This window comes from Martinezella sp. CNPSo 3890, assembly GCF_057784455.1.
The window spans coordinates 309,402-334,649 of sequence record NZ_JBXSOR010000005.1; the positions used below are offsets into that span (position 1 = coordinate 309,402).

Sequence of the window (25,248 nt, forward strand, 5' to 3'; positions counted from 1 at the left end):
AAAAGACGGCTAGAAGGCAAAACGAAACTATGCCGCCTTGCTGACCCGCACCGGAACGGATTTATACGACGGCGTGCCGCTTTCCTTGTCCTGATAGTCGATCGGGATCAGGCAATTTGCCTCCGGGTAATAGGCAGCGACGGAGCCCTCGGAAATATCGTAGGAAATCGCCGTCAGCTTCAGCAATCGCTTGGCACCCGATGGGAGCGCTGTTTCGATCTCGACCAGATCGCCGTGCTCCAGGCCCTTTGCTTTCAGATCCTTGTCGTTCATGAACAGGATGTCGCGGCGGCCAAAGACGCCACGATAGCGGTCATCGAGCCCATAGATCGTCGTATTGTACTGGTCGTGGCTGCGGATTGTAGCGAGCTTGAGGATAGTTCCATCCGAAAGCGAGATATCTTCGTTCAGACCATCAAAGAGCTTGAATTCTGCCTTGCCGGACGGCGTCTTCCAGACGCGCTCGGTCGGTCCGATCGGCAGGCGAAAGCCACCCGGCACCCGGATGCGCTCGTTATAGTCGGCAAAATCCGGATAGACCACTTCGATCTTGTCGCGGATCAGATCATAGTCGGTGATGAGCTCCATCCAGGCGACCTTGCTGTTCGGCAGGGTCGCCTGCGCTATTCCCGCGACGATCGCAGGTTCCGAACGCAGCTGGTCGGAAGCAGGTTTCAGCCGTCCGCGCGACGCATGTACCATCGACATCGAATCTTCGATCGTCACCGATTGCGCACCGGTAGCCTGAACGTCTTGTTCAGTGCGGCCAAGTACGGGGAACAGGAAGGATTCCTTACCAATAAGCAGATTGGAGCGATTGAGCTTGGTATTCATGTGAACGGCGAGATCGAGCTTGCGCATCGCCTGCGCGCAGAGTTCCGGATCGGGAAGCGCGATCGAGAAATTGCCGCCGAGGCAGATGAGCACCTTGGAGCGCCCTTCCGCCATAGCCTGCATGGCGGCGACGGCATCGTGACCATGATGAGCCGGCGCGGTGAAGCCAAAGGCACGTTCGATGCCCTCGATCAAAGCCGGCGTCGGCTTCTCGGTAATTCCGACGGTGCGATTGCCTTGGACGTTGGAATGGCCGCGCAGCGGGCAGATGCCCGCACCAGGCCTGCCGAAATTGCCGCGTAGCAGCAGGAGATTGGCGATCTGCTGCACATTCGCCGTTCCCTTGGCATGCTGGGTGATGCCCATGCCGTAGGCGACGATCGTGGCCTTCGACTTGGCATAGATCTCCGCTACTCGTTCCAGATCGGCGCGGGCGAGCCCGGAGACCCGCTCGATATCGGCCCACTCAGTCCGGTTAATATCGGCAACAAGGGCTTCGAAGCCGGTGGTGTGTTCGGCGATGAAGGCATGATCGAGTACTTCAGGTGATGTTTCGGCCAGCGCCAGAACCGCTTTCATGATTCCCTTGAGCGCGGCGGCATCGCCGCCGATCTTCACCTGATAATAGGACGACGCGATTCGGGTCGAGCTGAAGGTTCCCATCTCGATCGGATCCTGCGGGTCGGCAAAGCGCTCCAGCGCCCGCTCCTTCAGCGGGTTGAAGACGATGATCGGCACGCCGCGGCGCGAGCATTCATGCAGCGTGCCCATCATGCGCGGATGATTTGTGCCGGGATTGTGCCCCATGGAGATGATCAGATCGCATTCATCGAAGTCGTCGAGCGAGACGGTGCCCTTGCCAATGCCGATCGATTGCGGCAGACCGACGCTGGTCGCCTCATGGCACATGTTCGAGCAATCGGGGAAATTGTTGGTGCCGTATTCACGCGCGAAGATCTGGAAGAGGAAGGCCGCTTCGTTGGAGGCACGACCGGATGTGTAGAACTCGACCATATCCGGATCGGGCTGGCTGCGCATGACGTCGCCGATGCGGGCAAAGGCGTCTTCCCAGGCAATCGACCGGTAGGTATCGGATGCGTGGTCGTAGACCATCGGATGGGTCAACCGGCCGGCATTTTCGAGCTCATAATCGCTCCAGGTCAAAAGCTCGCTGACCGTATGTTCGGCGAAGAATTCCGGCGTCACGCGCTTGTTCGTCGCTTCCCAGGTGACCGCCTTGGCGCCGTTTTCACAGAACTGGAAGGTGGAGGTGTGTTCCTTGTCGGGCCAGGCACAGCCAGGGCAATCGAAGCCTGTGGGCTTGTTGGTGCGCAGGAGAAGGCCCGGCGCCTCGGTGACATCCATCTGGTCGCGAACCGCCTTGGCGGTTGCCTTCAGGGCTCCCCAACCGCCAGCTGGGCTATTATAGGGACGGATACCGGGGACTTCACGCTTCTGCGTCATCATACGCTCCTTTGGCTACCCAAACGGCTTCCTCCCAAATGCCGATCTCTAACGAATAAGCGGGCGGCAGAAGAGAGTAAAGCGCTACCAATAGGCACTTGACAAAACAATCGATACGCGCCGGCCGCAAATGACGCAGGTATTGACGCGCCCCAAACTCAGTTCTTAAAAACCAGGCAACTGCCGCCCTGCTGCCGGACCTGCGTGCAAACGGCATCCGCTTCCTCCCGCGTTTGCCGCGGAATGCGCGCCGCATAACGGACCCGGCGACCGAAGTCGGCATTGCGCTGCCGCACGATCAACGGCTTCTCCAAATTCAGCGGTGACGGCAGCTTCCGGATATTTGCGGTAAACAGACGGCGAGCGGCGTCCAACTGAAAATGCTCGGCCAATTGGGCGCCCCAAGGCGCCCACGGACGCTCCTGCTCCAAGGGAATGGGCTTCAGGCGCCGGCTTTGGGCAAGGGCGACGCAGGAATCGACAAACGGCTTGCTCTTATCCAGCACGGGGGCTGCTATATCTGGCGGATCATCGCGCCATTCTTCGACACTATGGGCGGTGATCGCGCTCACATAGTTCCGCGTCTCATAGGGAAGCCCGCCCGAATTCAGGAAATTGGCAAGGCCGGCCTCGCCGGCATTATAGGCAGCCGCCGCAAGCCCGAGATTGCCGAAGCGGCCCCGCAATTCATCGAGATAGGTTGCCGCCTTGCCGAGCGCTTCAAGCGCATCGTAGCTGTCGCGCACGCCACGCAGCCTCGCTGTTCCCGGCATGAACTGCGCGATACCGCGCGCGCCTTTAGGACTGACGGCATCGGAGCGAAACAGGCTTTCGCGCCAGACGAGCCGTGCCAGATAATCCGGCGGCAGACGGTTGGCATGCGCGAAATATTCGATGGCGGTGCAGAGATCGCGATTGTAGCTGTCCTTGCGCAGGCACAGCGTTTGGCCCGTCTCCGTCGTCAGCGGCCCCGAAATGCAGACAGGTGGTGCGACAGTCCATTCCGGTTGAGCTCTCGCGGGTCTGAAAGCAAAACCGTTAATGGAAAATGCGATCGCAAAAGCGACGACGATGCCGAAGAAGCCTGCCCGGTAATGCCTGCCTGCCATTTAAGCGATATCCGTCCGAGACCAACCGATCGCAAATTCGCGGCCTCTTCATATCATCGATGGACGGAAGCGAAAACCTCTCGCGCGACAGCCGACGCGCAGGCTGTTACTCCGCAAGGCGTCCGCCGCGCATCGGCGCCGGCACGCCCGTCGTGCCAGGAAAGCTGATCGGCAGGCCACGCAGAACGCGCACGGCGAGAAACGCAAAGCACTCGGCCTCGACAGCATCGCCGCGCCAGCCGAGATCCTCGGCAAAGATCGGCTCGACGCCGGCCCGGCTCTTCAGCATCGACATGATCGTCGGATTGTGCCGGCCGCCGCCGCTGACGACGACCTTGGTGGGCCTGCGCGGCAGCAGGTCCAGCGCCTTGCCGACGGCGCTTGCCGTGAAGGCCGAAAGCGTGGCGGCGCCATCTTCCGGGCCGAGGCCATCTGCCATGGCGGCACCGAAATCGAAACGATCCAGCGATTTCGGATAGGGTGCAGTCATATAGGGGTGCTGCAGCAGCCGCTCGAGCCGTGCCTCATCGACCTTGCCGGCAGCTCCAAGCGCACCGTCGCGGTCCATCTCGCCAAGCCCGTGCGACTTGATGAAATCGTTGAGCGGCGCATTGGCCGGGCCGGTATCGAAAGCAACGAAATTGCCCTCTCCATCCCACCATGTGACATTCGCAACGCCGCCGAGATTGAGAATGGCCGCCTCTCCTGCTGCACCCGCCCCGCGCAGCAGCGCGGTATGATAGGCAGCAGCAAGCGGCGCGCCCTGGCCGCCGGCGCGCATGTCGGCCGAGCGGAAATCATAGGCGATCTTGGTGCCGAGAATGGACCGCATCAGCTCGCCATCGCCAAGCTGGCGCGTCTGCCCCAGCCGGTCATTCTGCGGCGCGCGATGCAAGACGGTCTGGCCATGGAAGCCGACGACGCCGATGTCTGCCATCGTCATACCGTTGCTTTCCACGAGTTCCTTCACGGCTTCCGACTGTGCTCGCGTCAAGGCTTCCTCGGCCGCCTTGAAGATCGCCGGTTCAGGTCCTTCGAAATTCCATGCGCGCGCCTGCCGCAGCGTCTCTTCCAGCAGTTCTCGAATCCAGCTGGGATAAGGGGCCAAAACATAGGGGCCGAATTCCTCGACGCGCTCGCCGTCCGTCTTCAGCATGGCGACATCGATATTGCCGTCGAGGACGGTTCCGGTCATCAGACCGACTGCCCAGATTGGTTCCATGGTCAGACTCCTATGCTGCGTTGACGAGATCGCTGACGGCCTGACGGAGCGCCAGAATGCCGCTGTCGAAGTGGCGCGTCGGGTGAATGCGGTTGGTAAGAAGGGTCCAGGCTCGGCCCTTGTCGAAGTCGACCCAGAGGGCCACGCCGGTAAACCCCGTATGACCGATCGTGCCGGACGAGCAGAGAGCACCGCCATGCCAACCGTCATGGGGCCGTTCCCAGCCATGGGTCCGCGTTGCCGAAAGCGGTGTTCGCATCAGGGTGATCGAGCGGGCCGGTGCGCCGCTGCCATCCAGCAGCCCCTTTGCGAAGTCGAGGATCGCATCCGCCGTTCCGAACAAGCCGGCATGGCCGGCACCCTGCAATGCCGAACAATTATCGTCATGGACCTCGCCCGACAGAACACGGTGACGCCAGGTGCAGTCTTCCGTTGCAGCAGCCGATTCCGGCGGCGCGGAGAAGGCAAATCCCGGCCCCGGATCCATGGCGCGGATTGTCTTCCCATTCAGCCGCTCCAGCGCAAGGCCAAGCAGAATGAAGTTAATGTCGGAATAGACGGGCGGCCCGGCGCGCCATTCGCGCTGCAGGATGAAGGCGCGCAGAAGCTCTGGGTCGCGGCCATAGGTGTAGATCGGCTCGACCGCCGGGAACGGCGTCTGATGGCCGAGGCATTGGCGGAATGTTACCTTTCGCTCCCAGGCCTCGGCACTATACTGGCGCAGATCGGGCAGGAGTTCGATCAAGGGAGCATCGAGGTCGATCGTGCCGGCCTCTGCCAGAGCAAGAATACGCGGCGTGGTGAAAATGACTTTTGTGAGGGAAGCAAGGTCGAACCAGGTATCTGGAAGCATCGGCCTGACATCAGGCACCTTCTGTGCCGAACCGACGGCGCGGACCTGCCTGATACCGTCGAGATCGACCATGCCAAGCACACCGCCGGGGATGCGCGCCGCCGCAACCGATTGCTCGATCGGCGCGAAGGCCCGATCGAAACGCTCCTGAAACTGCATACTCCCCCTCGCTGCCATCTCGCCTCTCCTCGACCCGCTCAGGCTTCTGCCAGCGCGATGTGATCCGGCGCAAAGCGGCGCCACTCGGGAATGGCCGGCTCGAAGCCCAAGGGGCGCACCAGGGACGGAACCTGACGAGTGTCGAGCGTGAAGTTTTCCCTGCGCCGCGCAACCGTCGGAACCGCCGCGATCAACCGCCTGGTATAGGAATGCTTGGGTTCCGACAAGACCGAGGCGGCATCACCGATCTCGACAATCTGCCCGGCATAGATCACTGCGATGCGATGGGCGATGCGCTCCACGACAGCCATGTCGTGCGAGATGAACAGATAGGCGAGCCCGTATTCGCGCTGAAGTTCGATCAGCAATTCGAGAACCTGAGCTTGAACCGATACGTCGAGCGCGGACACAGCTTCATCCAGCACAAGCACTGACGGATTCAGCATCAAAGCGCGCGCAATACATAGTCTTTGCCGCTGGCCCCCGGAAAATTCGTGCGGATAGCGCTCCAGCGCGTTTTCCGGCAAGCCCACGCGCTTGAGCAGCATGACCATACGCTCGCGGGTTCCGGCAGAAACCCGCGAGCCCGCGGCGATCACCGGTTCGGCAAGAATGCTATCGATGCGCAGTCTCGGATTGAGCGAAGCGTATGGGTTCTGGAAAACCATTTGCACCGCGCTTGTGCGATCCGCCGCCTTGCCGCTATTTGTCGTAAAGGTGCCGCGGGTCGATTTCACCAATCCGAGGATCGCGCGGGCCGTGGTGGATTTACCCGATCCGCTCTCGCCGACGATTGCCAGCGTCTCGCCCGGCATCAGGTCGAAACCAACGCCTTCGACGGCATGAACGGCGCCGCTCGACCGCCGAAGGAGGCCGCCCTTGACCGGAAAACGGACGGTCAACCCCTCCACCTCCAGTGCGGGCTTGGAAGCAGCCGCGTTGCGATGGAAATCACTGCGCGCCGCCTGTCCGGACGAAAAGTGGGGAACCGAATGCAGCAGATGGCGGGTATAGGGATGGGTTGGATGATCGAGGATCTGATTAAGCTCGCCCTGCTCAACCGCCTGGCCTGCCTGCATCACCATCACCTTGTCGGCAATGCCGGCAACGAGGCCGATATCATGCGTGATGAAGATCATCGACATGCCGGTTTCGCGCTTCAATTCCGCAAGGAGCGCCATGATCTGCGCCTGTACGGTGACATCGAGCGCCGTCGTCGGCTCGTCGGCAATCAGAAGACGTGGATTGCAAGCAAGCGCGGTTGCAATCATCACGCGCTGGAGCATGCCGCCGGAAAGCTGGTTCGGGCAATAGGTCAAGCGCCGCGCGGCATCCGGAATGCGCACGCGATCCAAGGCGTCCCTGGCCGCCGCTTTCGCCTGACTCCCCGTCAGGCCGCGATGCAGCCGGAAGGATTCCTCGATCTGCGTACCTATGGTCAGGACGGGGTTGAGGGAGGTCATCGGCTCCTGGAAGATCATGCCGATTTCGGCACCACGGATCTTCGTCAGTTCCGCTTCGCTCGCCTTGGTCAGATCGAGGATGCTGTTATCGGCACGTTTCAGGCGGATCGAGCCGCCGGTGATGCGGCCACCGCCGAAATCGACGAGACGATTGATCGAAAGTGCGGTGACCGACTTGCCCGAGCCGCTTTCGCCGACGATTGCCAGCGTCTCGCCGGCATCAAGATCGAAGCTGACACCGCGAACGATGGGATTGGTCTGGGGGTTGCGTCCGAAGCCGACGCTGAGATCAGAGACAGAAAGAAGCGGTGTCATACCGTCGCCCTCCGCATCTTCGGATCAAGGATATCGCGCAGGGCATCGCCGAGCAGATTGAAGCCGAGGATGGAGATCATGATGGTCACGCCAGGGAAGATCAGCAGCCAAGGCGCCGTTTCCATAAGATTGCGACTGTCGCTCAGCATCAGGCCAAGCGAAGAGGACGGCGGCTGCGTTCCCAGGCCGAGGAAGCTGAGGCCCGCTTCCGTCAGCAGCGACCAGGCAAGCGCCAGCGTCACCTGCACGGTCAAGGGTGCGACGAGATTGAGCAGAAGATGCCGCGTCAGGATATAGGAACGGCTGCTACCGAAGGTGCGGGCGGCATCGACGAAATCGCGTCCTTTCAAGGAAAGAGCCGGGCCGCGCACGACGCGGGTGAATATCGGCGTATAGACGATCGCGATTGCGGCAACGCTTGTCCAGGTACCGGGGCCAACGATGGCGATGATGAGCAACGCGAGCAGGATCGCAGGGAAAGCGAGAAGCACATCCATGGTACGCATGATGACGCCATCCCAGCGCTTGCCAGACCAGGCGGCGGTCAAGCCAAGCACGGTGCCGATCAGGGTAGCAACGGCGACGGAAAAGAAGGCGACGGTGAAGGATTCGCCGATACCGTGCATCAACCGACTTGCGACATCGCGGCCGAAGAGATCCGTGCCCATCCAATAGGTGAGGCTCGGCGGATGCAGCCTGTCGATCCTATTCTGCGTCAGTGGATCGTGCGGCGTGACCCCGAGCGTGCCGAGGATGGCAAGCAAGATATAGATGAGGACGATGACGCCGCCGATCCGCCCGCTCATATGTCCGAAGATGGCTCCGATGATCCGCATCAGCCTTCTCCCAGCCGAACGCGCGGATCGAGCGCGACATAGGCGAGATCGACAAGCAGATTGACGATCATGAAGTTGAAGGCAATGAACAGCACGCTTCCCTGCACCAGCGCATAGTCACGCTGCAGGATGGCATCGAGCACCATGCGCCCCAGCCCGGGCAGGGCATAGATCTGCTCGACTAGGACAGCACCGCCAAGCAGATAGCCAAATTCGACGCCGCTCAGGGTCACCACCGGGATCAATGCATTCGGCAGAGCATGCCGCCAGATGACGCCGCGCGCCGGCACGCCACGGCTGCGGGCGGTGCGGACATAATCATCGCTCAGGACATCGAGCATCGCCGAGCGCACCACGCGCGTCACCGACGCGGCGAAAGCAAAACCGAGCGTCAGCGCGGGCAGGATCATCTGGCCGAGATTTTCGAGCGGATTCTCCCAAAGGGGTGTGAAGGCGCCCATAGTCGGCAACACGCCAAATCCCGCCGACAAGGCATAGATCAGCAGCAGCCCGAGAACGAAGTTCGGCGTGGACTGCCCGATCATGGCGACGATGCGCACGGCAAGATCGGACAATTTTTCATTGCGCGTGGCGGCAAAGACGCCCGCCGGCAGGCCGATGGCAAGCGCGATCACCATGGAAAGCAAAGCAAGCTCGAGCGTCAGCGGAAAGCGCTCCAGGATGATGTCGAGCACCGGTTTTCCGTAGGTGACGGATATGCCGAGATTGCCTTGGAATACACCGAGCAGCCAATGCCAGTACTGGATCGGCCAGGACTGGTCGATGCCGAAATAGGCAGCAAGGGCCTGCCGCTGTTCCGGCGTCAGCAGGCCCGCATTGGTTCCGAGCATCGCCGTGATCGCATCGCCCGGCACCAGCCGGATAGCGACGAAGACGAAGATGGACACGCCCAGCATGATCAGCGGGAATGTCATCAACCGGCGCGTCAGATACGACATTATAATTCCTCTAGAACAATTTCAGCTGAACCAAGGCGTAATTTTACGGCCGAAATTGCGTAAAAACAAAGAGATAGAGCACTTCCATGATGTCATTTGAAAAGGAAATGCTCTAGCTCCCGATCGTCGTTACTTAATCGAAACCTTGCTCAGACCGAACAGCGAGCCGGTCGGCGTCGGCACGAAGCCTTCGACGTTCTTTTGCTCGGCCGTGTAGCCATAGGCCGTGTAGAGCCAGATCCAGGGCGAGACTTTGGCAAGATGCTTTTCGAACTCGGCGAAGATCTCCTTGCGCTTGGTCGGATCGGTTTCGGCGCGGCCCTTCTGCATCAGGCTGTCCAGCGTATCATCGATATAGTTGGCGACCTTCTGCAGGTTGCCGGTCTTGGTCCAGTAACGGTTATACATTGAATAGGGGTCGGCACTGCCGCCATTAAGTGCCACGGCCATGTCGAAATTGCCCTTCAGCCAGGCGTCGACATAGACGTTGAGTTCCATCACCTTGATATCGAGCTTGATGCCGATTTCGGCGAGCTGCGACTGAATGACCTGCGCCTCGGCCGTGGCCGTCGGCGGCTCGCCGGTTGCGGCGATCACAGTCGCCGAAAAGCCGTTGGCAAAGCCGGCATCGGCCATCAGCTTCTTCGCCTTGGCAACATCGCGCGTGTAGCAGAAGAGCTTGCTGGGATCGGTCGCATAGAGCGGCATCGTCAGTGGCCCGGTCACCTTGCCTTCGCCGAGAGCTGCGGTGTCCATCACATCCTTGCGGTCGATGGCACACGAGATCGCCTGGCGCACGGCCAGCTGATCCATCGGCTTGCGCGAGGGATTGAGCTGCAGAACGTTGTAGGAGAGCACCGGCGTGCGGGTGAGCTGCAGCTTCGGCTCCTTCGGCACAAGCGTTGCGACGAGCGGATCGTTCAGAAGCGCGAAATCGATCTGGCCGGTGCGGAGCGAGGCGAGGATCGCGGTTTCATCCGGCAGCACGCTGATGTTGATGCCATCGACGCCGGTGGCGCCGCCTGCCCAATCCTTATTGGCGCTCAAGACTTCCTTGGCGTTTGGAACCCAGCTGTCGAGCTTGAAGGGCCCGGAACCGATCGCCTTAGTACCGATGGTGCCAGCGGAAATCTCGCTTGCCGGCACGATGGCAGCGTTGAGGCTCGTCATGGCCGTCAGAAGCGGGACGTCGGGCTGCGACAGGTTGAAGACGACGGTTGTGGCATCGGGCGTATCGATACTTGCGATCGACAGGAAGTTCGCGCGGGCGACGGCACCGGTCGCCTGATCGAGAATGCGCTGAAAGGAAGCCTTAACGTCGGCCGACGTGAGGGCTGCGCCGTTCTGGAATTTGGCCTTCGCGTTGAGCTTGAAGGTCAACTGCTTGCCGTCGGGCGAGAACTGCCAGCTTTCAGCGACACCGGGCACGATCTGCAGATTGCCGTCCAGGCGAACCAGCGGCTCATAGATCAGCTCCAGCAGGCGGATGGAGGAGAAGGCGGTCTGCTTATGCGGATCGAGACCGGTTGCGTCCTGCGACCATGCCATGCGCAACGTCGCTGCCTCCACGGGCATCGCAACCGTCGCCAGACCGAACCCCACGGCCAGCGCCACGCCTGAAATCAGCTTCTTTCCAAAATTCCCTTCCACTTTCAGTCCTCCAAATTTTTTAAATGTCCCCGGCCGATTTTGGCCCATTGATTGCCGTCGCAGTTAGCTGCGATGGTTATCTCAAGCAGTCCTGGCGTTGATGGCCTTGCGCAGGAATCCATCAGCGTTTTGCAATGCCGTGCGGGCTTCTTCAATGCCCATCCCGGTAATTTCCATGAGAATGGCCAGCTTGACGTCATTGCCGGTCAGATCGAGCACGCGGCGCGCTTCCTGCTGCGTACAGCCGGTCGCCTGCATGACGATGCGCGAGGCGCGCGCCACCAGCTTCTTGTTGCTGGCGCTGACGTCAACCATCAGGTTCTGATAGCTCTTGCCGATGCGGATCATGCTTGCCGTCGTCAGCATGTTGAGAATGAGTTTCTGCGCCGTACCGGATTTCAGACGGGTCGAGCCGGTCAGGATTTCCGGGCCGACAACAGGCGAGATCGCCAGATCAGCGATGCCGGCGATGATGGAATTGGGATTGCAGGAGAGCGCGACCGTGAAAGCGCCGATGCTCTTGGCATAATTCAGGCCGCCGATCACATAGGGTGTACGGCCACTGACGGCGATGCCGACGACCACATCATCCTTGGTGAGATTGATCTCTTCCAGCGCCTGACGCCCCTGTACCGGATCGTCCTCCGCACCCTCGATCGAGCGGCGCAGCGCATCCGGGCCGCCCGCAATCAATCCGATAACCATATCCGGCGGCACGCTGAAGGTGGGCGGGCATTCTGAGGCATCGAGAACGCCGAGACGGCCGCTGGTGCCGGCCCCCATATAGATCAGCCGTCCGCCCTTCTGGAAGGCGGCGACGATCTGATTGACGGCGGCGGCAATCGCCGGAATGACCTTCTCGACGGCGAGAGGCACCGTCTGATCCTCATAATTGATTTCGCGCAGGATATCGAAAGTCGGCAATAGATCGATATGCATCGTATTCGGATTGCGCCCTTCGGAAACCAATTGTTCCAGTTCGGATATCAACGTCTGTTCTGTCATGGGCCTGCTCGCGAAATAACGCTTCGATATCAATAACTCTCAGTGGCAAGTTCGATCACTTTAATATCGAACACACCGCAGCAAAGTTCGGCTTTCAGCCAGACGGCCGATCAAAATCAGCCTGGGCTCGGACGGCCTTTTTCGGCTTCGCTTCCTGCCCACTCCCTGTTTACCTTGGTTAACACTATGTCCGATTATTCCTTTCGTCAATCTACAAAGGAATAAAATATTCCACTTCTGCCACGCAAACTCACCACCGCGATTATGCGAGGCAGCACACAGCGGCATGTGTAATTTGCCGACTGCGTCAGCTAGCGCTGCGGCTCCAGATAGGTCGGCTTAACCGTAGACGTCGCCGTCATCGCGCTGGTTGCTATTCATTATGGAGATAGCGATCATTCCGATCTGAAAACCATCGGAAGATCAGCCGATACGTCGAGCGGCTGGAAGTGCCGCAAGTTCTCGGTGATGACGGTCAGGTCATAAGCCCGCGCCGTCGCTGCAATGATAATGTCGCCGAGGCCGGGATTGTGACCCTTGCTCAGGGCATCGTCTTCCAGGGCGCCGGCGATCCGCGCAACCACCGTATCCATGGGTAGGATACGATCACTGAAACTGTCCGTGATGAAATCGAGCCAGTCAGAGAGACGCTTGGCTCGCTCAGTCCCGCCACGGCGATGAAGAGAGCGTATTCCCTTTTCGATCTCCGAGACAGACATGGCCGACAGAAAGAGCGCATCGGCTTCGCCCTGACTGTGGAACCAGATCCGGATGGCATCGGAGGGCGGCACCTTATCCGGAGCAAACCTGCTGATAATATTCGTATCGAGCAGGTACCCTGTCACAGATCAACGTCCCTCATTTTTGACGAGTTTCGATCCAGATCGACACCACCGGGAAAGGTGAGCAGGAAATCCCCGAAATTCGGCTTTGGCTTCTCCAAAGCCTTCTTTGCGGCCTCTGCCGCTTCGACCGACACAAGTACGGCAGCGGGCTTCCCGTGGCGCGTAATGGTGACAAAATCACCATTGGCAGCTTCATCGACCAGATTGGCAAAGCCTGCCTTTGCTTCTGCTACGCTAATTGTTGACATCACGGCCCTCAATCGAAAATGACCATATATAGTCAAAATAGGACCTGCCGTCGACGGAATCAAGGGGAAAGAGACAGACGTTTATTGTATGCCCGCAATCATTCAGTACGACCGCAAACAGCTCGTCTTGCCAGAATGATCGCACCGGATACGGCGTCACCATCGATGGGTTTCAAGCGGCGGCGCACATCGGGCGAGAGCCACGGTTCAAGTGGACTTGCGAGACCGCCGAGCAGGCAGACGCGCGGCGCACCTTTTTCGAACAGGGTGCGAACCAGCGTATCGATATGGCCGGCCGCGCTTTGCACGATTCGCCGTGCGGCGGCATCGCCCTGATCGGCATGTCGCAGGACCATGGGCGCAAGAGCCGCGTAGTCCGTGGCCGAAGCCCGATCCATCCAGGCGACCGCCTCCATCGGATCGTTCTGGAAGCGCTGCATGATTTCGGCCAGCAATGCGGTCTTCTGTTCGCGACCGTCATGGGCGCGCAGCGCAAGCTGAACCGTTTTCAGTCCGAGATAAGCGCCACTACCCTCATCCGAAATCGGAAAACCATAGCCGCCGACCCGCAATTGCTGCCCTTCGACGAGGCCGAGACCGATGGAGCCCGTACCAGCAATGACGATGGCACCATCGCGACCGGAATGGGCGCCGAGGCAGGCGCCCTCCCCGTCGCTGATGAAATCGATACTGGCGAAGGGGTGTTCTATCGCCTTCAGCGCGGCAAGGGCGCCTTTGCGGCCGATCCCGGCCAACCCGACGCCGACATGGATGCGCCCAAGATCGGAGGCACTCAGCCCCGCCTCCTCGATAGCGGCATCGAAGGCGCGCGAAATCGATGCCCACGCTTCGTCAATCCCTAACCGGGTCGTTGCCGGCCCGGACAATCCCTGCCCTAAAACCGTGCCCTCGACATCCTCGATGCGAGCCCGGCAGCCGGTGCCACCGCCATCGATGCCGAGGAAATAGGGAGCGTTTTCCGATGGGGCGGTCATGATGTCAGCCGTTCGATATCGGCACCGCAGAGACGCAATTTGCGATCAAGCTGCTCATAGCCACGATCAAGATGATAGACGCGGTTGACGATGGTTTCGCCCTTGGACACGAGGGCGGCGAGAACCAGCGACACGGATGCCCTGAGGTCCGTCGCCATCACCTGCGCGCCCTTGAGCGGCGCCCCGCCGCGCACCAGTGCCGTCGTGCCCTGCAGGGTGATGTTGGCGCCGAGCCGCGTCAGCTCCGGCACATGCATGAAACGGTTTTCGAATACCGTTTCGCGGATCAACGACGCGCCTTCGGCGCAGCAGGCCAGAGCCATGAACTGCGCCTGCAGATCAGTTGGAAAACCCGGATAGGGTTCGGTGGTGATATCGGCTCCCTTGAGTGGGCCATCCCTGGAGACGACAAGGCCTCGGTCGCTGGGCCAGACGCTGACACCCATGGCTTCCAAAGCCTGGACGACCGAAGCCAGATTTTCCAGCCGTGCATGGATAAGCTCGAGTTGACCACCGGTAATCGCCGCCGCAACGGCATAGGTGCCGGCTTCTATACGATCAGGGATGCTGTGATGCCTGGCGGGGCGCCAGCCGGTGTCACCATCGATGAGGATGCGATGCGTCCCCGCCCCTTCGATCCGCGCGCCCATGGCGCAAAGACAGGTTGCGAGATCAGCCACTTCCGGCTCGCGGGCAGCATTCAGGATCTCGGTTTCGCCCTTGGCCGCGCAGGCGGCCATCATGGCCGTCTCCGTTGCGCCGACGGATGGCGAACTCAGCACGATCCGCGCCCCCTTCAGCCCATTCGGCGCCGAGGCGACGATCAGGCCGCTTTCGATCGCGATATCGGCGCCCAAAGTCGCCAGCGCCTTGATATGCATATCGACGGGCCGGGCTCCGATGGCGCAGCCGCCCGGAAGGGAAACACGCGCATGGCCGAAGCGGGCTAGCAGCGGCGCCAGCACAAGAACGGTCGCCCGCATGCGCCTGACCGTATCGTAGGACGTCTCTTTCGAGACGATTTCGCTCGCATCGATCGTTGTGCCGTGCGGCCCGCGAGTGATTTTGGCGCCGTGCAGCGCAATAACGCCGAGCATATTCTCGACGTCGCTGACGGCGGGCAGGTTCGTGAGCTCCAGCGGATGCGGGCTCAAAAGCGCTGCGGCGATCTGCGGCAAGGCGGCGTTCTTGGCACCCGCGATGGTCACCGCGCCCTGCAACCGTCTGCCGCCGGAGATGCGAAGTCTGTCCATGATGAAAATCCGTCGAGGAAAAGGTAAGGACGCCACGAGTCCTTCACGCGTTTCCCCCAAAGACTAATCGGTCATTCCATGCTGTCAACCAGATTTGGAATTTTTTATTCCAACCTGCTGTGATAACGTCCGATCGCACGAAGCGAGATTGCCGAGCTTGAACCGGATGCTATTTTTGGTGCGCTCGTGTGGGTGGGTGAAGCGGCCTTGAGGGCTCGAAGGGACAAATGTCGATCTTAAAGAAAATCAGCGCGCAGCTCGAAACCATGGCCCCCGCCGATCGTCAGATCGGACAGTTCATCATCGACAATCCCGACCAGATGCTGCGCCTTTCTTCCGCAGCACTTGCTGTTGAAACGGGCCGCAGCCAGTCGAGCGTCGTGAAATTCAGCCAGAAGCTCGGCTATGCCGGCTATCAGGAATTGAAACTTGCTGTCAGTGAAGCCAAGGCGCAGGAATGGCAGGCGCCGGCCGGCATGATCCACGGCACGATCGAAGTGGGTGACGGCTATCTCACGATCCTGCAGAAGCTGCTCGGCAGCAAGATGCAGGCCATGCAGCAGACCATTTCCGTCAACAACGAAGCCGATATCGAAAAGGCGCTCGAGGCGCTTCATGATGCCCGGCGCATCCATCTGGCCGGGGTCGGCGCCTCGTCGCTAGTCGCGCGCGACTTTTCCTATAAGCTGATGAAGCTCGGCCGTAACGTGCTGCATGACAGCGACAGCCATGTGCAGATGGCCAATGCATCGACGCTTGGGCCTGACGACCTGCTCTTTGCGCTGTCCTATTCCGGCGCCAGCATCGAGACACTGCGGATTGCGGAGCTGGCAAGCCAGCGCCAGGCAACCGTCATTGCCGTCACCGGGCTGCAGGATAATCCGCTTGCCCGCGTCGCCGATATCTGCCTCCATACCGTCGGCGACGAGGATCGCGTGCGCTCGTCGGCGATTACCGCCCGCGATGCACAGCTGATGCTGACCGACCTGCTGTTCATTCTCCTGGTGCAGCGTCAGCCTGATGCCAACGATTATGTCCATAACAGCGAGACGGCCGTTTCCGTGCTGAAGGCCAAGCGTCTTTCATAAGATCGCGCTCCGGTAACCAAGCTGTGACGACCGCGACCCTGTACGGTGGTGATTTCGGGACGTAGCTTGGCGATCCAAGCAAATCATACCGGAGACATTCCATGGACCTCGGCCTCAAGGATAAAGTCGTTCTGATCACGGGCGGCTCCAAGGGCATCGGCTTCGCCTGTGCTGAACTCTTCCTGCAGGAAGGTGCACGGGTTGCGATCTGCTCGCGCTCACAGTCGAATATCGATGCCGCGCTTTCCCGTCTTCCTGGTGCGCGCGGCTATGCCGCCGATCTGATCTCCGATGAACAGGCGCTTGCCGTGGTGAACAAGGTCGAGACGGAAATCGGCCCGATCGACATCCTCGTCAACAGCGCCGGTGCCGCAGCGCGCACGCCGGCGGATGAGTTGACGCCCGCCATCTGGCGTGCCGCGATGGATGCGAAATACTTTTCCTACATCAACATGATCGATCCCGTCATCAAACGCATGGGCGCGCGCGGCACGGGTGCCGTCATCAATATCATCGGCAACGGCGGCAAGATCGCCTCGCCCGTCCATTTGGCGGGAGGATCGGCCAATGCCGCGCTAATGCTCGCAAGCGTCGGGCTTGCTAATGCCTATGCCGGCAAAGGTGTGCGCGTCGTCGGCCTCAACCCCGGCCTCACCGAAACGGATCGAGTCGCCGAGGGTCTCAAAGCAGCCGCGAAGGCTTCCGGCTCGACCGAGAAGGAGGCGCTAGTCGATGCGCTGAAGCGTATTCCGATCGGCCGCATGGCAAGCCCAACGGATATCGCCAATGTCGTCGCCTTCCTCAGCTCGGCCAAGGCAGGCTATGTCACCGGCGTCGTGATCAGCATGGATGGCGCGCAGGTGCCGGTGATCGTTTAAGCCGGCACGGCGGCGCTAGGCCGCTGCCTTCCAATCCAGCCCGATATCGAGCGTCGGCGCACTGTGAGTCAGCCAGCCGATGGAGATGAGATCGACGCCGGAGGCGGCGATTACAGCAGCCGTCGCCGGCGTGATGCGGCCGGATGCTTCGGTAATGGCGCGGCCGCCGACGATATTGACTGCCTCGCGCAGTTGATCCGGCGTCATGTTGTCGAGCAACACGGCGTCGACGCCCTCCTGCATCGCTTCGCGAAGCTGCTCCAGCGTATCCACCTCGACCTCGATCTTGACCATATGACCTACGCCCGCCTTGGCGCGGCGAATGGCTTCAGTAATGCCGCCGGCAATGGCGACGTGATTGTCCTTGATCAATACCGCGTCATAGAGCGCGAAGCGATGGTTCATGCCGCCGCCGGCGCGCACGGCGTATTTTTCCAGAGCTCTGAGGCCCGGCGTCGTCTTGCGCGTGCAGACGATCGAGGCCTTCGTGCTTGCGATCGCCTCGGCGACGTCGGCCGTCACGGAGGCGATACCAGAGAGATGACCGAGGAAGTTGAGCGCGGTGCGTTCCGCCGTCAGCAGGCCGCGGGATGGCCCTTCGATCGTCGCGATGACCTCGCCCGCTTCCACCTTGGTACCGTCTGGCACGTGACGGGTCATGACAATGGTGGGATCGACCAGCTGGAAGGCAAGTTCAGCGGCGTCGAGACCTGCGATAACGCCCGGCTGGCGGGTGACCATAGCAACGCGGGACCGATGTTCCGCCGGGATGACTGCCGTAGATGTGATGTCGCCGGCGAGGCCGAGATCTTCGACCAATGCATTGCGCACCAGTGGCTCGACGATCAGGCGCGGGAGGGGAGCAAGAGTCATGTCAGGCACTCCTTGCGAGCGAATAGGGGGTGACGGACCTGGCAATATCCAAGGCGTCGGAAAGGTTCATCATGCGGCGCTGCGCATATTGCAGTTTCAGCGGAAAATCGGTGCGCGCATGGGCACCGCGCGACTCCGTCCTGAGGCTCGCAAAGACGGCGATCAGCAGGGCCACCAGCGCGGGGTCTGTCGCTGGCCCTTCGCTCTCGCAAAGCGGCAGGAGTGCGGCAATCGCACCATGGATGGCACCTGCGTTGCGCAGCACACCGAGATGGCGCGACGCGATCGGCCGGACGAACGTCAGGTCTGGCGCAAATGTCTCGGGAAGTTGCTTCTGCAATCTTGCGGGGCTTGCATCCGTGCCGGCGATATCGTGCGCCGCCCGCATACCCATGACCGCAGCCTCCAGCAGGGAGTTGCTGGCAAGGCGGTTGGCGCCGTGCAGGCCGGTGGAAGCCGCCTCGCCCACCACCCATAGGCCGGGAGCCGAACTGCGGCCGTTCTCGTCGGTCGCAACGCCACCCATATGATAGTGGACCGCCGGACGCACCGGGATGAGATCGCTCGCAGGATCGACGCCTGCCTCGTGGCAAAGGGCCTCGATGACTGGAAAGCGTGTGGCAAAACGATTGCCGAGCGCGCCTCGCGCATCGAGGAAGACCCGACCGCCGCGGGCGATTTCCGCGCTGATCGCGCGTGCGACCACATCGCGCGGCGCAAGCTCGGCACCTTCGACACCGGCCATGAAGCGCTCGCCGCTCTCATTGACGAGGAGCGCGCCTTCGCCGCGAACCGCTTCGCTGACAAGCGCCAGCGGACGCCTGCGGCTATCGAGCGCCGTTGGATGGAATTGCACGAACTCCATATCGGCAAGCCGTGCCCCGGCCCGTGCCGCAAGTGCAATCCCCTGCCCGAAATTGCCGACCGGATTGGTGGTGGCATCGAAGAGGCCGCCGATGCCGCCCGTGGCAAGGACGATACGGGAGGACGGCAAGACGACGTTGCCCTTGCTGGTCAGGCACAAAAGGCCGGCGACGCGATCCTCATCCAGCAGCAGCCTCTGCGCCTGATAGCCCTCAAGCACTGTGATCGACGGCGTGCGGGCGACCGCCTCGGCAAGCGCGCGAACGATGGCGGCACCAGACCCATCGCCCTTGGAATGCACGATACGCCGAAGCGAATGGGCAGCTTCGAGACCGAGGGACAACTCGCCGGCATCGTTGCGGTCGAACTCGACGCCGAAGCGCTCCAGCGCTGCGATGGCCGCAGGGGCTTCTGCAACGATCCTTGCCGCCACTTTCGCGTCGCAGAGCCCGTCGCCAGCGGCGAGCGTATCGGCAAGATGCAGGGCCGCGCTGTCGTCTTCGCCTATGCTGGCGGCGATGCCACCTTGCGCCCAGGCACTTGAGGTCTCGGCGCCGATCAAGGCGCGGGTAATAATCACGGTTGGCTCGGGAGCCAGCGTCAGCGCCGTCATCAATCCGGCGAGGCCGCTGCCGACGATAACGATGCGGCCGCTCAAGTCTTCACGAATCTCGCTCATATCGCCAGCATCCTTTCAACCGCCCGACGGGCGTCTGCAGCAATTGCCGGGTCGACCGTCACCTCATGCCGTCCCTCTTCCAGGGCCTTGCGAATATTGCCAAGCGTGATGCGCTTCATGTGCGGGCAAAGATTGCAGGGCCGGATGAATTCGACATCCGGATGATGTACGGCGACATTGTCGCTCATCGAACATTCGGTGAGTAGCACCACACGGGACGGACGCTTCTTGCCGACATAGTCGGACATGACGGCGGTAGAACCGGCGAAATCGGCGGCTTCGACGACATCAGGCGGGCATTCCGGATGGGCCAGTACGGTCACGCCGGGATAATTCTCACGGAGCTGGCGTATATCGTCCGCGGTGAAGAGCTCGTGGACTTCGCAATGCCCATGCCAGGCGATGAGCTCGACATTGGTTTCGCGTGCGACGTTGCGCGCCAGATATTCGTCCGGCAGCATCAGCACCTTCGGCACGCCGAGCGATTCCACCACCTGCCGGGCATTGCCCGAAGTGCAGCAGATATCTGACGCCGCTTTTACGGCTGCCGACGTATTGACATAGGTGACGACGGGAACGCCCGGATGAGCCTGACGCAGCAGCGCGATATCTTCCGGCGTGATCGATTCCGCCAGCGAGCAGCCCGCTTCCATATCCGGGATCAGAACCGTCTTTTCCGGGTTCAGCAGCTTGGCCGTCTCGGCCATGAAATGCACACCGGCCAGGACGATGATATCGGCATCCACCTCCACGGCCTTCCGCGCAAGCGCGAGGCTGTCGCCGACGATATCGGCGACGCCATGGAAGATTTCCGGCGTCTGATAGTTGTGAGCGAGAATGACGGCATTGTGCCGCCGCTTCAATTCGAGGATCGCCTCGACGTCATCCTGAAAAGTGAGCCATTCAGCTTTGGGAATGACGCGGCTGACGCGATCGTAAAGGGAAGATGCGGATACGGGAAGATTCATGGCCGGCTCCTTATTATACTCATTTTGAGTATATCATTGGCAAATAGATATTCTCAGCGTGAGCATATGTCAATTGCGGGAGAGCGGTAATTTCGTTCCGGCGAATTCGCGTTCTTCGAGCACGGCGCGACGGAAGCGGAAGAGCTTGGCCGGACGGCCGCCGGTCTCGCTTTCAGTACCGCCTGTTTCCTCGACCAGTTCCTGCTGCTCAATCAGCCGGCGGAAATTCTGCTTGTGCAGCGTCAGCCCGGCCAGCGCCTCGACCGTCTTCTGCAATTGCAGCAGCGTAAAATTCTCGGGCATGAGTTCGAACACCACAGGCCGATATTTGATCTTGGCCCTGAGCCGCGCCATGCCCGTCGCAAGGATGCGGCGATGATCGGCAAACATCGACCGACCGAAATTGTGCTTGAGATCGCAGCCCGCCTCGGCGACGAGACGCGCCTCATAGAGCAGTTCATAACGCTGCAGGACAAGATCCTCGTTCCACGCCGCACCATTCAGCCCGAAGTCGAAGTCGGCCCGCCGACGGCGCTGGCTGCTGCGCATCGCGTCCTCCTCGACCCAGGATGTGAGCCGAGCGGCGATATTGTCGAGAATCGGCGGCCGGCCATCTCGATGATCCTCCCAGGGAAGATATTCGTACCAGCCGTGCCAACCCGGCATGCCGCCGCCAGGGGCTGCCTGCTCGCGCACCAGCCCCAGATAGCTGATCGAAATCGTGCGACCGCCGAGAATTTCGTTGTTTCGGTCGCGATCGGCAAAGGTATAAAGCTGCTCCAGATAGCCGACGGGATGGGCCGTCTGCTCCTGAACCCATTCGCGCAACCCGCTTTGCAGCGTGCGATGTCCGAGTTCAAACGGACCGGATGGCAAGGCATCGCCCGACCGCACCGTCATCACCCTTGGATCGCCGCCCGTAACGGCCGTCAAAACCGCGATCAACTCGGCATGCGCAAGCCCGATGGTCAAGCAAACTCCATGAATTGTTTCCCTGCGACTTTGTCGCATGAAGCGAGGCATAAGCCAATCCGCGGGTCGGCGCGCTCCACACCTCACATCGGTCCGAAAAGCCGATAGGCTAACGGCTCACATAATCAGGATATTGCTCGCAAATAAGATCGACGATCGACAAGGTGCCTGACAAATGCCGGCGCAAAGCGGCAACGGCGGCCTCCGCATCGGCCGAGCTGATAGCATCGACCACGGCTTGATGATCGACAATGATCTGCTCGAGCTTGCCCGGCATGGGCAGGTTGAGCATGCGCAGCCGGTCGAGATGCACGCTTTGGCGCCGGACCGTGGACCAGAGGCCGAGAATGCCGGCCCGCTCGTAGAGAACGCGATGGAAATCCTTGTCGAGCATGTCGAAGAGATCATAGGTTTCCTGTGACGCCACATGCTTCTGGCGAGCCAGGATGCCTTCGAGGATTGCTGCGGTTTCCGCAGGCGAATCCGCAGCCAGCCTGCGGACAGCCTCCAGTTCGATCGACAATCGCAGGAAATGCGCCTCGGTTGCGTTGCGGATATCGATCCTCGCAACGACAGTCGCATATTGCGGATAGACCTCCACAAGCCCCTCCTCCTCAAGCCGGATTAGGGCATCGCGCACAGGAGTCTGGCTAACATTGAATTCGCTTTGCAGCGAGATGCGCGACAAGACCGTCGTTGGCGGCAGGCTCATCGAAAGAATGCGCGATCGCAGGATCTCGAGAATCTGAGGCGCGACCTGGCGGGAGCGATCGAGGGCAAATTCTTTCGGATTGAGCTTCACTGGCGGCCTTTCTGGGCAAGAGCGTCTACTCATTAAACACAATTCAGGGCTTGATGCACTGATACATTAGTGCTTTAGTGAACCGACGCCAACCTCCTTTCTCAAAGGTTGGATCAATCGGGAGGAGCAAATGAGAGGATTTCTTCGCTGTCTGACTGCGGTCGGCATGGTGATTGCGGGCAGCTTTTCAGCCGGAGCAGCCGAAAAGACGGATATTTCGATCACGCGCCAGCCCGGCATTCTCTATCTCGCCAGCCATGTGATGGAGACGCAGAAGCTGATCGAGAAGCACGCGGCCGCAGACGGCCTACAGGGCGTCAAGGTGGAATGGCGGACCTTCAGCGGTGGCGGCGCGCAGACCGACGCGCTGCTGTCCGGCAATGTCGACATCGTCAACACCGGCACCGGCAATCTGCTGCTGCTTTGGGACCGCACCAGAGGCAAGGTCAAGGGCATCGTTACCAATTCGGCCCAGCCGGTCATCATGGTTTCGCGCGACCCGCGCATCCAGTCGTTGAAGGATATTCAGGCCAGCGACAAGATCGCGGTGCCGACGGTCGGCGTCTCCACGCAGGCAATTCTGCTGCAGATGGCCGCCGCGCAAATGTATGGCGACGACCAGGTGCACAAGTTCGACGCCAATACGGTGCAGCTCGGTCACCCCGACGCGATGGCAGCGCTCGCCAACCAGACCCATGAGGTCAAGAATCACTTCTCCGCCCCGCCCTTCCAATATCTGGAGCTGAAGCAGCCGGGCGTTCACAAGGTCATCGATTCCCGCGACATCATCGGCGGCGAGCTGACCCAGGGCACCTTCTTCACCACGACGCAGTTTGCAAGCGCCAACCCGACGATCATCAAGGCGGTGCGCGAGGCGACGGCTGAAGCGATCGACTTCATCAAGAAGGATCCGAAATCGGCGGTGGAAGCCTACAAAACCGTCAGCGGCGACAAGACCAGCGTCGAGGACCTGTTGGCGATCCTGAACGAGCCGCACATGATGGAGTTCCGCATGGATCCGCAGGGAACGATGAAGTTCGCGGCGCACCTCCACAAGATCGGTACGCTGAAGACCATGCCCAAGGCCTGGACCGACTATTACCTGCCGGAAGCCGCCGATCTCAATGGCAACTGATGCCTACGGGCGGCGCGAATGCCGCCTTCAAGCCAGCTCACGGAGAGGGTCTATGCTTCAGGCAAAAACGCGTACTGACATGCCGATGACGGAAACAATGACCGCGACACCACTTCTGAATGTCGACAGGGTGACGCTTCGCTACAAGACGCCGAACCTGCTGATCACCGCGACGGAAAATGTCAGCTTCTCCGTCGCCAAGTCCGATCGCTTCGTCCTCCTCGGCCCCTCGGGCTGTGGAAAATCGACGCTGCTGAAGGCGATCGGCGGCTATATGACACCGACGGCGGGCCGGATCGAAATCAAGGGGCAACCGGTCAAGAAACCGGGTGCCGACCGCATGATGGTCTTTCAGGAATTCGACCAGTTGCTCCCCTGGAAGACAGTGCTGGAAAACGTCATGTTCCCACTGACGACGGCCCGCCGCCTGCCGCGTAGCGAAGCTGAGGCGATCGCCCGCGACTATATCGAGAAGGTCAAGCTCACACGCGCGGTCGACACCTATCCGCACATGCTGTCCGGCGGCATGAAACAGCGTGTCGCGATTGCCCGCGGCATGGCGATGCAGCCCGATATCCTGCTGATGGACGAGCCTTTCGCAGCGCTCGATGCCCTCACCCGCCGGCAGATGCAGGACGAGCTCCTGCAGCTTTGGGAAGATACACGCTTTACCGTCATCTTCGTCACCCATTCGATCGCCGAGGCTATCAAGATCTCCAACCGCATCCTGCTGCTGTCGCCGCATCCCGGTCGGGTCAAGGCCGAGGTGCGCGATGTGGAGGCCGTCCGCGACGACCCCACAGCCGCCGCCAAACTGGAGCAGGAGATCCATCACATGCTGTTTGCCGAACAGGGGCACAGGGAGTAATCCATGAGCGCACCGCAGATTATCCTTGCGCCGCAGTCACCGGAAACGGCCGGCCATATCGCAGCCGTCGAACAAAAGCTCGGCATGATCGAGCTCCTCTGGCAGTCGGGCCTTTTCCGCAAGTCATTGCTGATCGTTGTCCTCGCCGTCATATGGGAGGCCTATGCCCGGCATCTCGACAATCCGCTGCTGTTTCCGACGCTGAGCGACACGCTGACGGCGCTTTACGACCGGCTTGCCGACGGTGTGCTGCCGGCCCGCATCTGGACCACGCTGAAGATACTGGTGACAGGCTACGTCTCGGGAACGGTGCTCGCCGCCGTCCTGACGGTCGTTGCGATCAACACCCGCATCGGCACCGATTTCCTCGAAACCATGACGGCGATGTTCAATCCGCTGCCGGCCATCTCGCTCTTGCCGCTCGCGCTCATCTGGTTCGGCCTCGGTCCAGCAAGCCTCGTCTTCGTGCTTATCCACTCCGTCCTATGGGCTGTCGCGCTCAACACGCATGCCGGTTTTCTCGGGGTCTCGCGCACTCTGCGCATGGTCGGTGCCAATTACGGGCTGACGGGGCTATCCTATGTCTTCCGCATCCTGATCCCCGCCGCCTTTCCGTCGATCCTGACCGGCCTGAAAATCGGCTGGGCCTTTTCCTGGCGCACGCTGATCGCCGCCGAGCTCGTCTTCGGCGTCTCCTCCGGCCAGGGCGGCCTCGGCTGGTTCATCTTCGAAAACCGCAATCTTCTCGACATCCCCTCGGTCTTTGCCGGCCTGCTGACTGTGATCGTCATCGGGCTTATTGTCGAAAACCTGGTCTTCCAGACCATCGAGCGGCGCACCCTGCTAAAATGGGGCATGAAGGAATGATGCGGCGCACGGATTTATCCCTTCGACCAACATTCGAATACAAG

At 60.9% G+C, this 25,248-nt stretch carries 23 protein-coding genes; 5 read left to right on the forward strand and 18 right to left on the reverse strand.

Features of this window, described 5'->3' with window-relative positions; genetic code table 11:
* Window positions 1-27: 27 nt before the first annotated feature.
* The 13 genes from AC13RC_RS16015 to murA all read right to left on the reverse strand — a co-directional run bounded on the left by AC13RC_RS16015 (window position 28) and on the right by murA (window position 15,210).
* Window positions 28-2,298, reverse strand: a complete 2,271-nt coding sequence (locus AC13RC_RS16015; protein WP_488557777.1) for an FdhF/YdeP family oxidoreductase — start codon at window positions 2,296-2,298, stop codon at window positions 28-30.
* 158 nt (window positions 2,299-2,456) lie between these two features.
* Window positions 2,457-3,407: a lytic transglycosylase domain-containing protein gene (locus AC13RC_RS16020; RefSeq protein ID WP_145318283.1), complete on the reverse strand. Its 951-nt coding sequence runs from the start codon at window positions 3,405-3,407 to the stop codon at window positions 2,457-2,459.
* A gap of 106 nt (window positions 3,408-3,513) precedes the next feature.
* Window positions 3,514-4,629 carry an anhydro-N-acetylmuramic acid kinase gene (locus AC13RC_RS16025; RefSeq protein WP_488557749.1) on the reverse strand — a complete coding sequence of 372 codons (1,116 nt, stop codon included), beginning with the start codon at window positions 4,627-4,629 and terminating at the stop codon, window positions 3,514-3,516.
* A gap of 10 nt (window positions 4,630-4,639) precedes the next feature.
* Window positions 4,640-5,659 carry a serine hydrolase domain-containing protein gene (locus tag AC13RC_RS16030; protein WP_488557750.1) on the reverse strand — a complete coding sequence of 340 codons (1,020 nt, stop codon included), beginning with the start codon at window positions 5,657-5,659 and terminating at the stop codon, window positions 4,640-4,642.
* A gap of 20 nt (window positions 5,660-5,679) precedes the next feature.
* Entirely contained in the window at window positions 5,680-7,419 is a 1,740-nt protein-coding gene (locus AC13RC_RS16035; RefSeq protein ID WP_152093334.1) for an ABC transporter ATP-binding protein, read from the reverse strand.
* A complete protein-coding gene (locus AC13RC_RS16040; protein WP_152093333.1) occupies window positions 7,416-8,255 on the reverse strand; it encodes an ABC transporter permease in 840 nt (279 codons plus the stop codon). Before AC13RC_RS16040 ends, AC13RC_RS16035 begins: the two co-directional genes overlap by 4 nt.
* Window positions 8,255-9,214 (reverse strand): ABC transporter permease, encoded by a 960-nt coding sequence (locus AC13RC_RS16045; protein ID WP_113354403.1) that lies wholly within the window; start codon window positions 9,212-9,214, stop codon window positions 8,255-8,257. The genes AC13RC_RS16040 and AC13RC_RS16045 overlap by 1 nt, the downstream gene beginning before the upstream one ends.
* Before the next feature lie 129 nt (window positions 9,215-9,343).
* Entirely contained in the window at window positions 9,344-10,789 is a 1,446-nt protein-coding gene (locus tag AC13RC_RS16050; RefSeq protein ID WP_488557778.1) for an ABC transporter substrate-binding protein, read from the reverse strand.
* A gap of 156 nt (window positions 10,790-10,945) precedes the next feature.
* The gene (gene murQ / locus AC13RC_RS16055) at window positions 10,946-11,869 is read right to left on the reverse strand and encodes an N-acetylmuramic acid 6-phosphate etherase (protein WP_488557751.1); all 924 of its coding nucleotides are present in this window, start codon (window positions 11,867-11,869) and stop codon (window positions 10,946-10,948) included.
* Window positions 11,870-12,264: 395 nt separating this feature from the next.
* Complete coding sequence (locus AC13RC_RS16060; RefSeq protein ID WP_069614568.1) at window positions 12,265-12,714, reverse strand: type II toxin-antitoxin system VapC family toxin; 450 nt, start codon at window positions 12,712-12,714, stop codon at window positions 12,265-12,267.
* Window positions 12,711-12,962 carry a type II toxin-antitoxin system Phd/YefM family antitoxin gene (locus tag AC13RC_RS16065; protein ID WP_095436838.1) on the reverse strand — a complete coding sequence of 84 codons (252 nt, stop codon included), beginning with the start codon at window positions 12,960-12,962 and terminating at the stop codon, window positions 12,711-12,713. The genes AC13RC_RS16060 and AC13RC_RS16065 overlap by 4 nt, the downstream gene beginning before the upstream one ends.
* A gap of 98 nt (window positions 12,963-13,060) precedes the next feature.
* Window positions 13,061-13,957, reverse strand: a complete 897-nt coding sequence (locus AC13RC_RS16070) for an N-acetylglucosamine kinase (protein WP_183809091.1) — start codon at window positions 13,955-13,957, stop codon at window positions 13,061-13,063.
* Entirely contained in the window at window positions 13,954-15,210 is a 1,257-nt protein-coding gene (gene murA / locus AC13RC_RS16075; RefSeq protein ID WP_145318309.1) for a UDP-N-acetylglucosamine 1-carboxyvinyltransferase, read from the reverse strand. The genes AC13RC_RS16070 and murA overlap by 4 nt, the downstream gene beginning before the upstream one ends.
* 227 nt (window positions 15,211-15,437) lie before the next feature.
* On the opposite strand from murA, the gene AC13RC_RS16080 reads away from it, so the two are divergent.
* Window positions 15,438-16,298, forward strand: coding sequence for a MurR/RpiR family transcriptional regulator (locus AC13RC_RS16080; RefSeq protein WP_112410867.1), 861 nt, complete (start codon window positions 15,438-15,440; stop codon window positions 16,296-16,298).
* Between the two features lie 101 nt (window positions 16,299-16,399).
* A complete protein-coding gene (locus tag AC13RC_RS16085) occupies window positions 16,400-17,176 on the forward strand; it encodes an SDR family oxidoreductase (RefSeq protein WP_488557752.1) in 777 nt (258 codons plus the stop codon).
* Between the two features lie 15 nt (window positions 17,177-17,191).
* Here AC13RC_RS16085 and nadC read toward each other — a convergent pair whose 3' ends face one another.
* The 5 genes from nadC to AC13RC_RS16110 form a co-directional block, all read right to left on the reverse strand.
* The gene (nadC, locus tag AC13RC_RS16090; RefSeq protein WP_488557753.1) at window positions 17,192-18,049 is read right to left on the reverse strand and encodes a carboxylating nicotinate-nucleotide diphosphorylase; all 858 of its coding nucleotides are present in this window, start codon (window positions 18,047-18,049) and stop codon (window positions 17,192-17,194) included.
* A gap of 1 nt (window position 18,050) precedes the next feature.
* Complete coding sequence (locus tag AC13RC_RS16095; protein ID WP_488557754.1) at window positions 18,051-19,592, reverse strand: L-aspartate oxidase; 1,542 nt, start codon at window positions 19,590-19,592, stop codon at window positions 18,051-18,053.
* Window positions 19,589-20,560 (reverse strand): quinolinate synthase NadA, encoded by a 972-nt coding sequence (gene nadA / locus AC13RC_RS16100; RefSeq protein WP_488557755.1) that lies wholly within the window; start codon window positions 20,558-20,560, stop codon window positions 19,589-19,591. The genes AC13RC_RS16095 and nadA overlap by 4 nt, the downstream gene beginning before the upstream one ends.
* Before the next feature lie 69 nt (window positions 20,561-20,629).
* Window positions 20,630-21,532, reverse strand: a complete 903-nt coding sequence (locus tag AC13RC_RS16105) for an NUDIX hydrolase (protein ID WP_488557756.1) — start codon at window positions 21,530-21,532, stop codon at window positions 20,630-20,632.
* Between the two features lie 109 nt (window positions 21,533-21,641).
* Window positions 21,642-22,334 (reverse strand): GntR family transcriptional regulator, encoded by a 693-nt coding sequence (locus AC13RC_RS16110; RefSeq protein ID WP_069614580.1) that lies wholly within the window; start codon window positions 22,332-22,334, stop codon window positions 21,642-21,644.
* 130 nt (window positions 22,335-22,464) lie between these two features.
* On the opposite strand from AC13RC_RS16110, the gene AC13RC_RS16115 reads away from it, so the two are divergent.
* The 3 genes from AC13RC_RS16115 to AC13RC_RS16125 are packed head-to-tail and all read left to right on the forward strand — an operon-like array spanning window position 22,465 to window position 25,204.
* The gene (locus AC13RC_RS16115) at window positions 22,465-23,469 is read left to right on the forward strand and encodes an ABC transporter substrate-binding protein (RefSeq protein WP_113333204.1); all 1,005 of its coding nucleotides are present in this window, start codon (window positions 22,465-22,467) and stop codon (window positions 23,467-23,469) included.
* Window positions 23,470-23,521: 52 nt separating this feature from the next.
* Window positions 23,522-24,337: an ABC transporter ATP-binding protein gene (locus AC13RC_RS16120; RefSeq protein ID WP_112722328.1), complete on the forward strand. Its 816-nt coding sequence runs from the start codon at window positions 23,522-23,524 to the stop codon at window positions 24,335-24,337.
* Window positions 24,338-24,340: 3 nt separating this feature from the next.
* A complete protein-coding gene (locus AC13RC_RS16125; RefSeq protein ID WP_488557757.1) occupies window positions 24,341-25,204 on the forward strand; it encodes an ABC transporter permease in 864 nt (287 codons plus the stop codon).
* Window positions 25,205-25,248 lie beyond the last annotated feature (44 nt).

What these genes read in the sequence shown, in the direction of transcription:
- AC13RC_RS16115 (WP_113333204.1), top strand. Translation starts at nt 22,465, where the DNA reads ATGAGAGGATTTCTTCGCTGTCTGACTGCGGTCGGCATGGTGATTGCG.
- AC13RC_RS16120 (WP_112722328.1), top strand. Translation starts at nt 23,522, where the DNA reads ATGCTTCAGGCAAAAACGCGTACTGACATGCCGATGACGGAAACAATG.
- AC13RC_RS16040 (WP_152093333.1), bottom strand. Translation starts at nt 8,255, where the DNA reads ATGCGGATCATCGGAGCCATCTTCGGACATATGAGCGGGCGGATCGGC.
- AC13RC_RS16045 (WP_113354403.1), bottom strand. Translation starts at nt 9,214, where the DNA reads ATGTCGTATCTGACGCGCCGGTTGATGACATTCCCGCTGATCATGCTG.
- AC13RC_RS16065 (WP_095436838.1), bottom strand. Translation starts at nt 12,962, where the DNA reads ATGTCAACAATTAGCGTAGCAGAAGCAAAGGCAGGCTTTGCCAATCTG.
- AC13RC_RS16030 (WP_488557750.1), bottom strand. Translation starts at nt 5,659, where the DNA reads ATGGCAGCGAGGGGGAGTATGCAGTTTCAGGAGCGTTTCGATCGGGCC.
- AC13RC_RS16020 (WP_145318283.1), bottom strand. Translation starts at nt 3,407, where the DNA reads ATGGCAGGCAGGCATTACCGGGCAGGCTTCTTCGGCATCGTCGTCGCT.
- AC13RC_RS16025 (WP_488557749.1), bottom strand. Translation starts at nt 4,629, where the DNA reads ATGGAACCAATCTGGGCAGTCGGTCTGATGACCGGAACCGTCCTCGAC.
- nadC (WP_488557753.1), bottom strand. Translation starts at nt 18,049, where the DNA reads ATGACTCTTGCTCCCCTCCCGCGCCTGATCGTCGAGCCACTGGTGCGC.
- murA (WP_145318309.1), bottom strand. Translation starts at nt 15,210, where the DNA reads ATGGACAGACTTCGCATCTCCGGCGGCAGACGGTTGCAGGGCGCGGTG.
- AC13RC_RS16125 (WP_488557757.1), top strand. Translation starts at nt 24,341, where the DNA reads ATGAGCGCACCGCAGATTATCCTTGCGCCGCAGTCACCGGAAACGGCC.
- nadA (WP_488557755.1), bottom strand. Translation starts at nt 20,560, where the DNA reads ATGAATCTTCCCGTATCCGCATCTTCCCTTTACGATCGCGTCAGCCGC.
- AC13RC_RS16085 (WP_488557752.1), top strand. Translation starts at nt 16,400, where the DNA reads ATGGACCTCGGCCTCAAGGATAAAGTCGTTCTGATCACGGGCGGCTCC.
- AC13RC_RS16015 (WP_488557777.1), bottom strand. Translation starts at nt 2,298, where the DNA reads ATGACGCAGAAGCGTGAAGTCCCCGGTATCCGTCCCTATAATAGCCCA.
- AC13RC_RS16095 (WP_488557754.1), bottom strand. Translation starts at nt 19,592, where the DNA reads ATGAGCGAGATTCGTGAAGACTTGAGCGGCCGCATCGTTATCGTCGGC.
- AC13RC_RS16080 (WP_112410867.1), top strand. Translation starts at nt 15,438, where the DNA reads ATGTCGATCTTAAAGAAAATCAGCGCGCAGCTCGAAACCATGGCCCCC.
- murQ (WP_488557751.1), bottom strand. Translation starts at nt 11,869, where the DNA reads ATGACAGAACAGACGTTGATATCCGAACTGGAACAATTGGTTTCCGAA.
- AC13RC_RS16050 (WP_488557778.1), bottom strand. Translation starts at nt 10,789, where the DNA reads ATGCCCGTGGAGGCAGCGACGTTGCGCATGGCATGGTCGCAGGACGCA.
- AC13RC_RS16070 (WP_183809091.1), bottom strand. Translation starts at nt 13,957, where the DNA reads ATGACCGCCCCATCGGAAAACGCTCCCTATTTCCTCGGCATCGATGGC.
- AC13RC_RS16035 (WP_152093334.1), bottom strand. Translation starts at nt 7,419, where the DNA reads ATGACACCGCTTCTTTCTGTCTCTGATCTCAGCGTCGGCTTCGGACGC.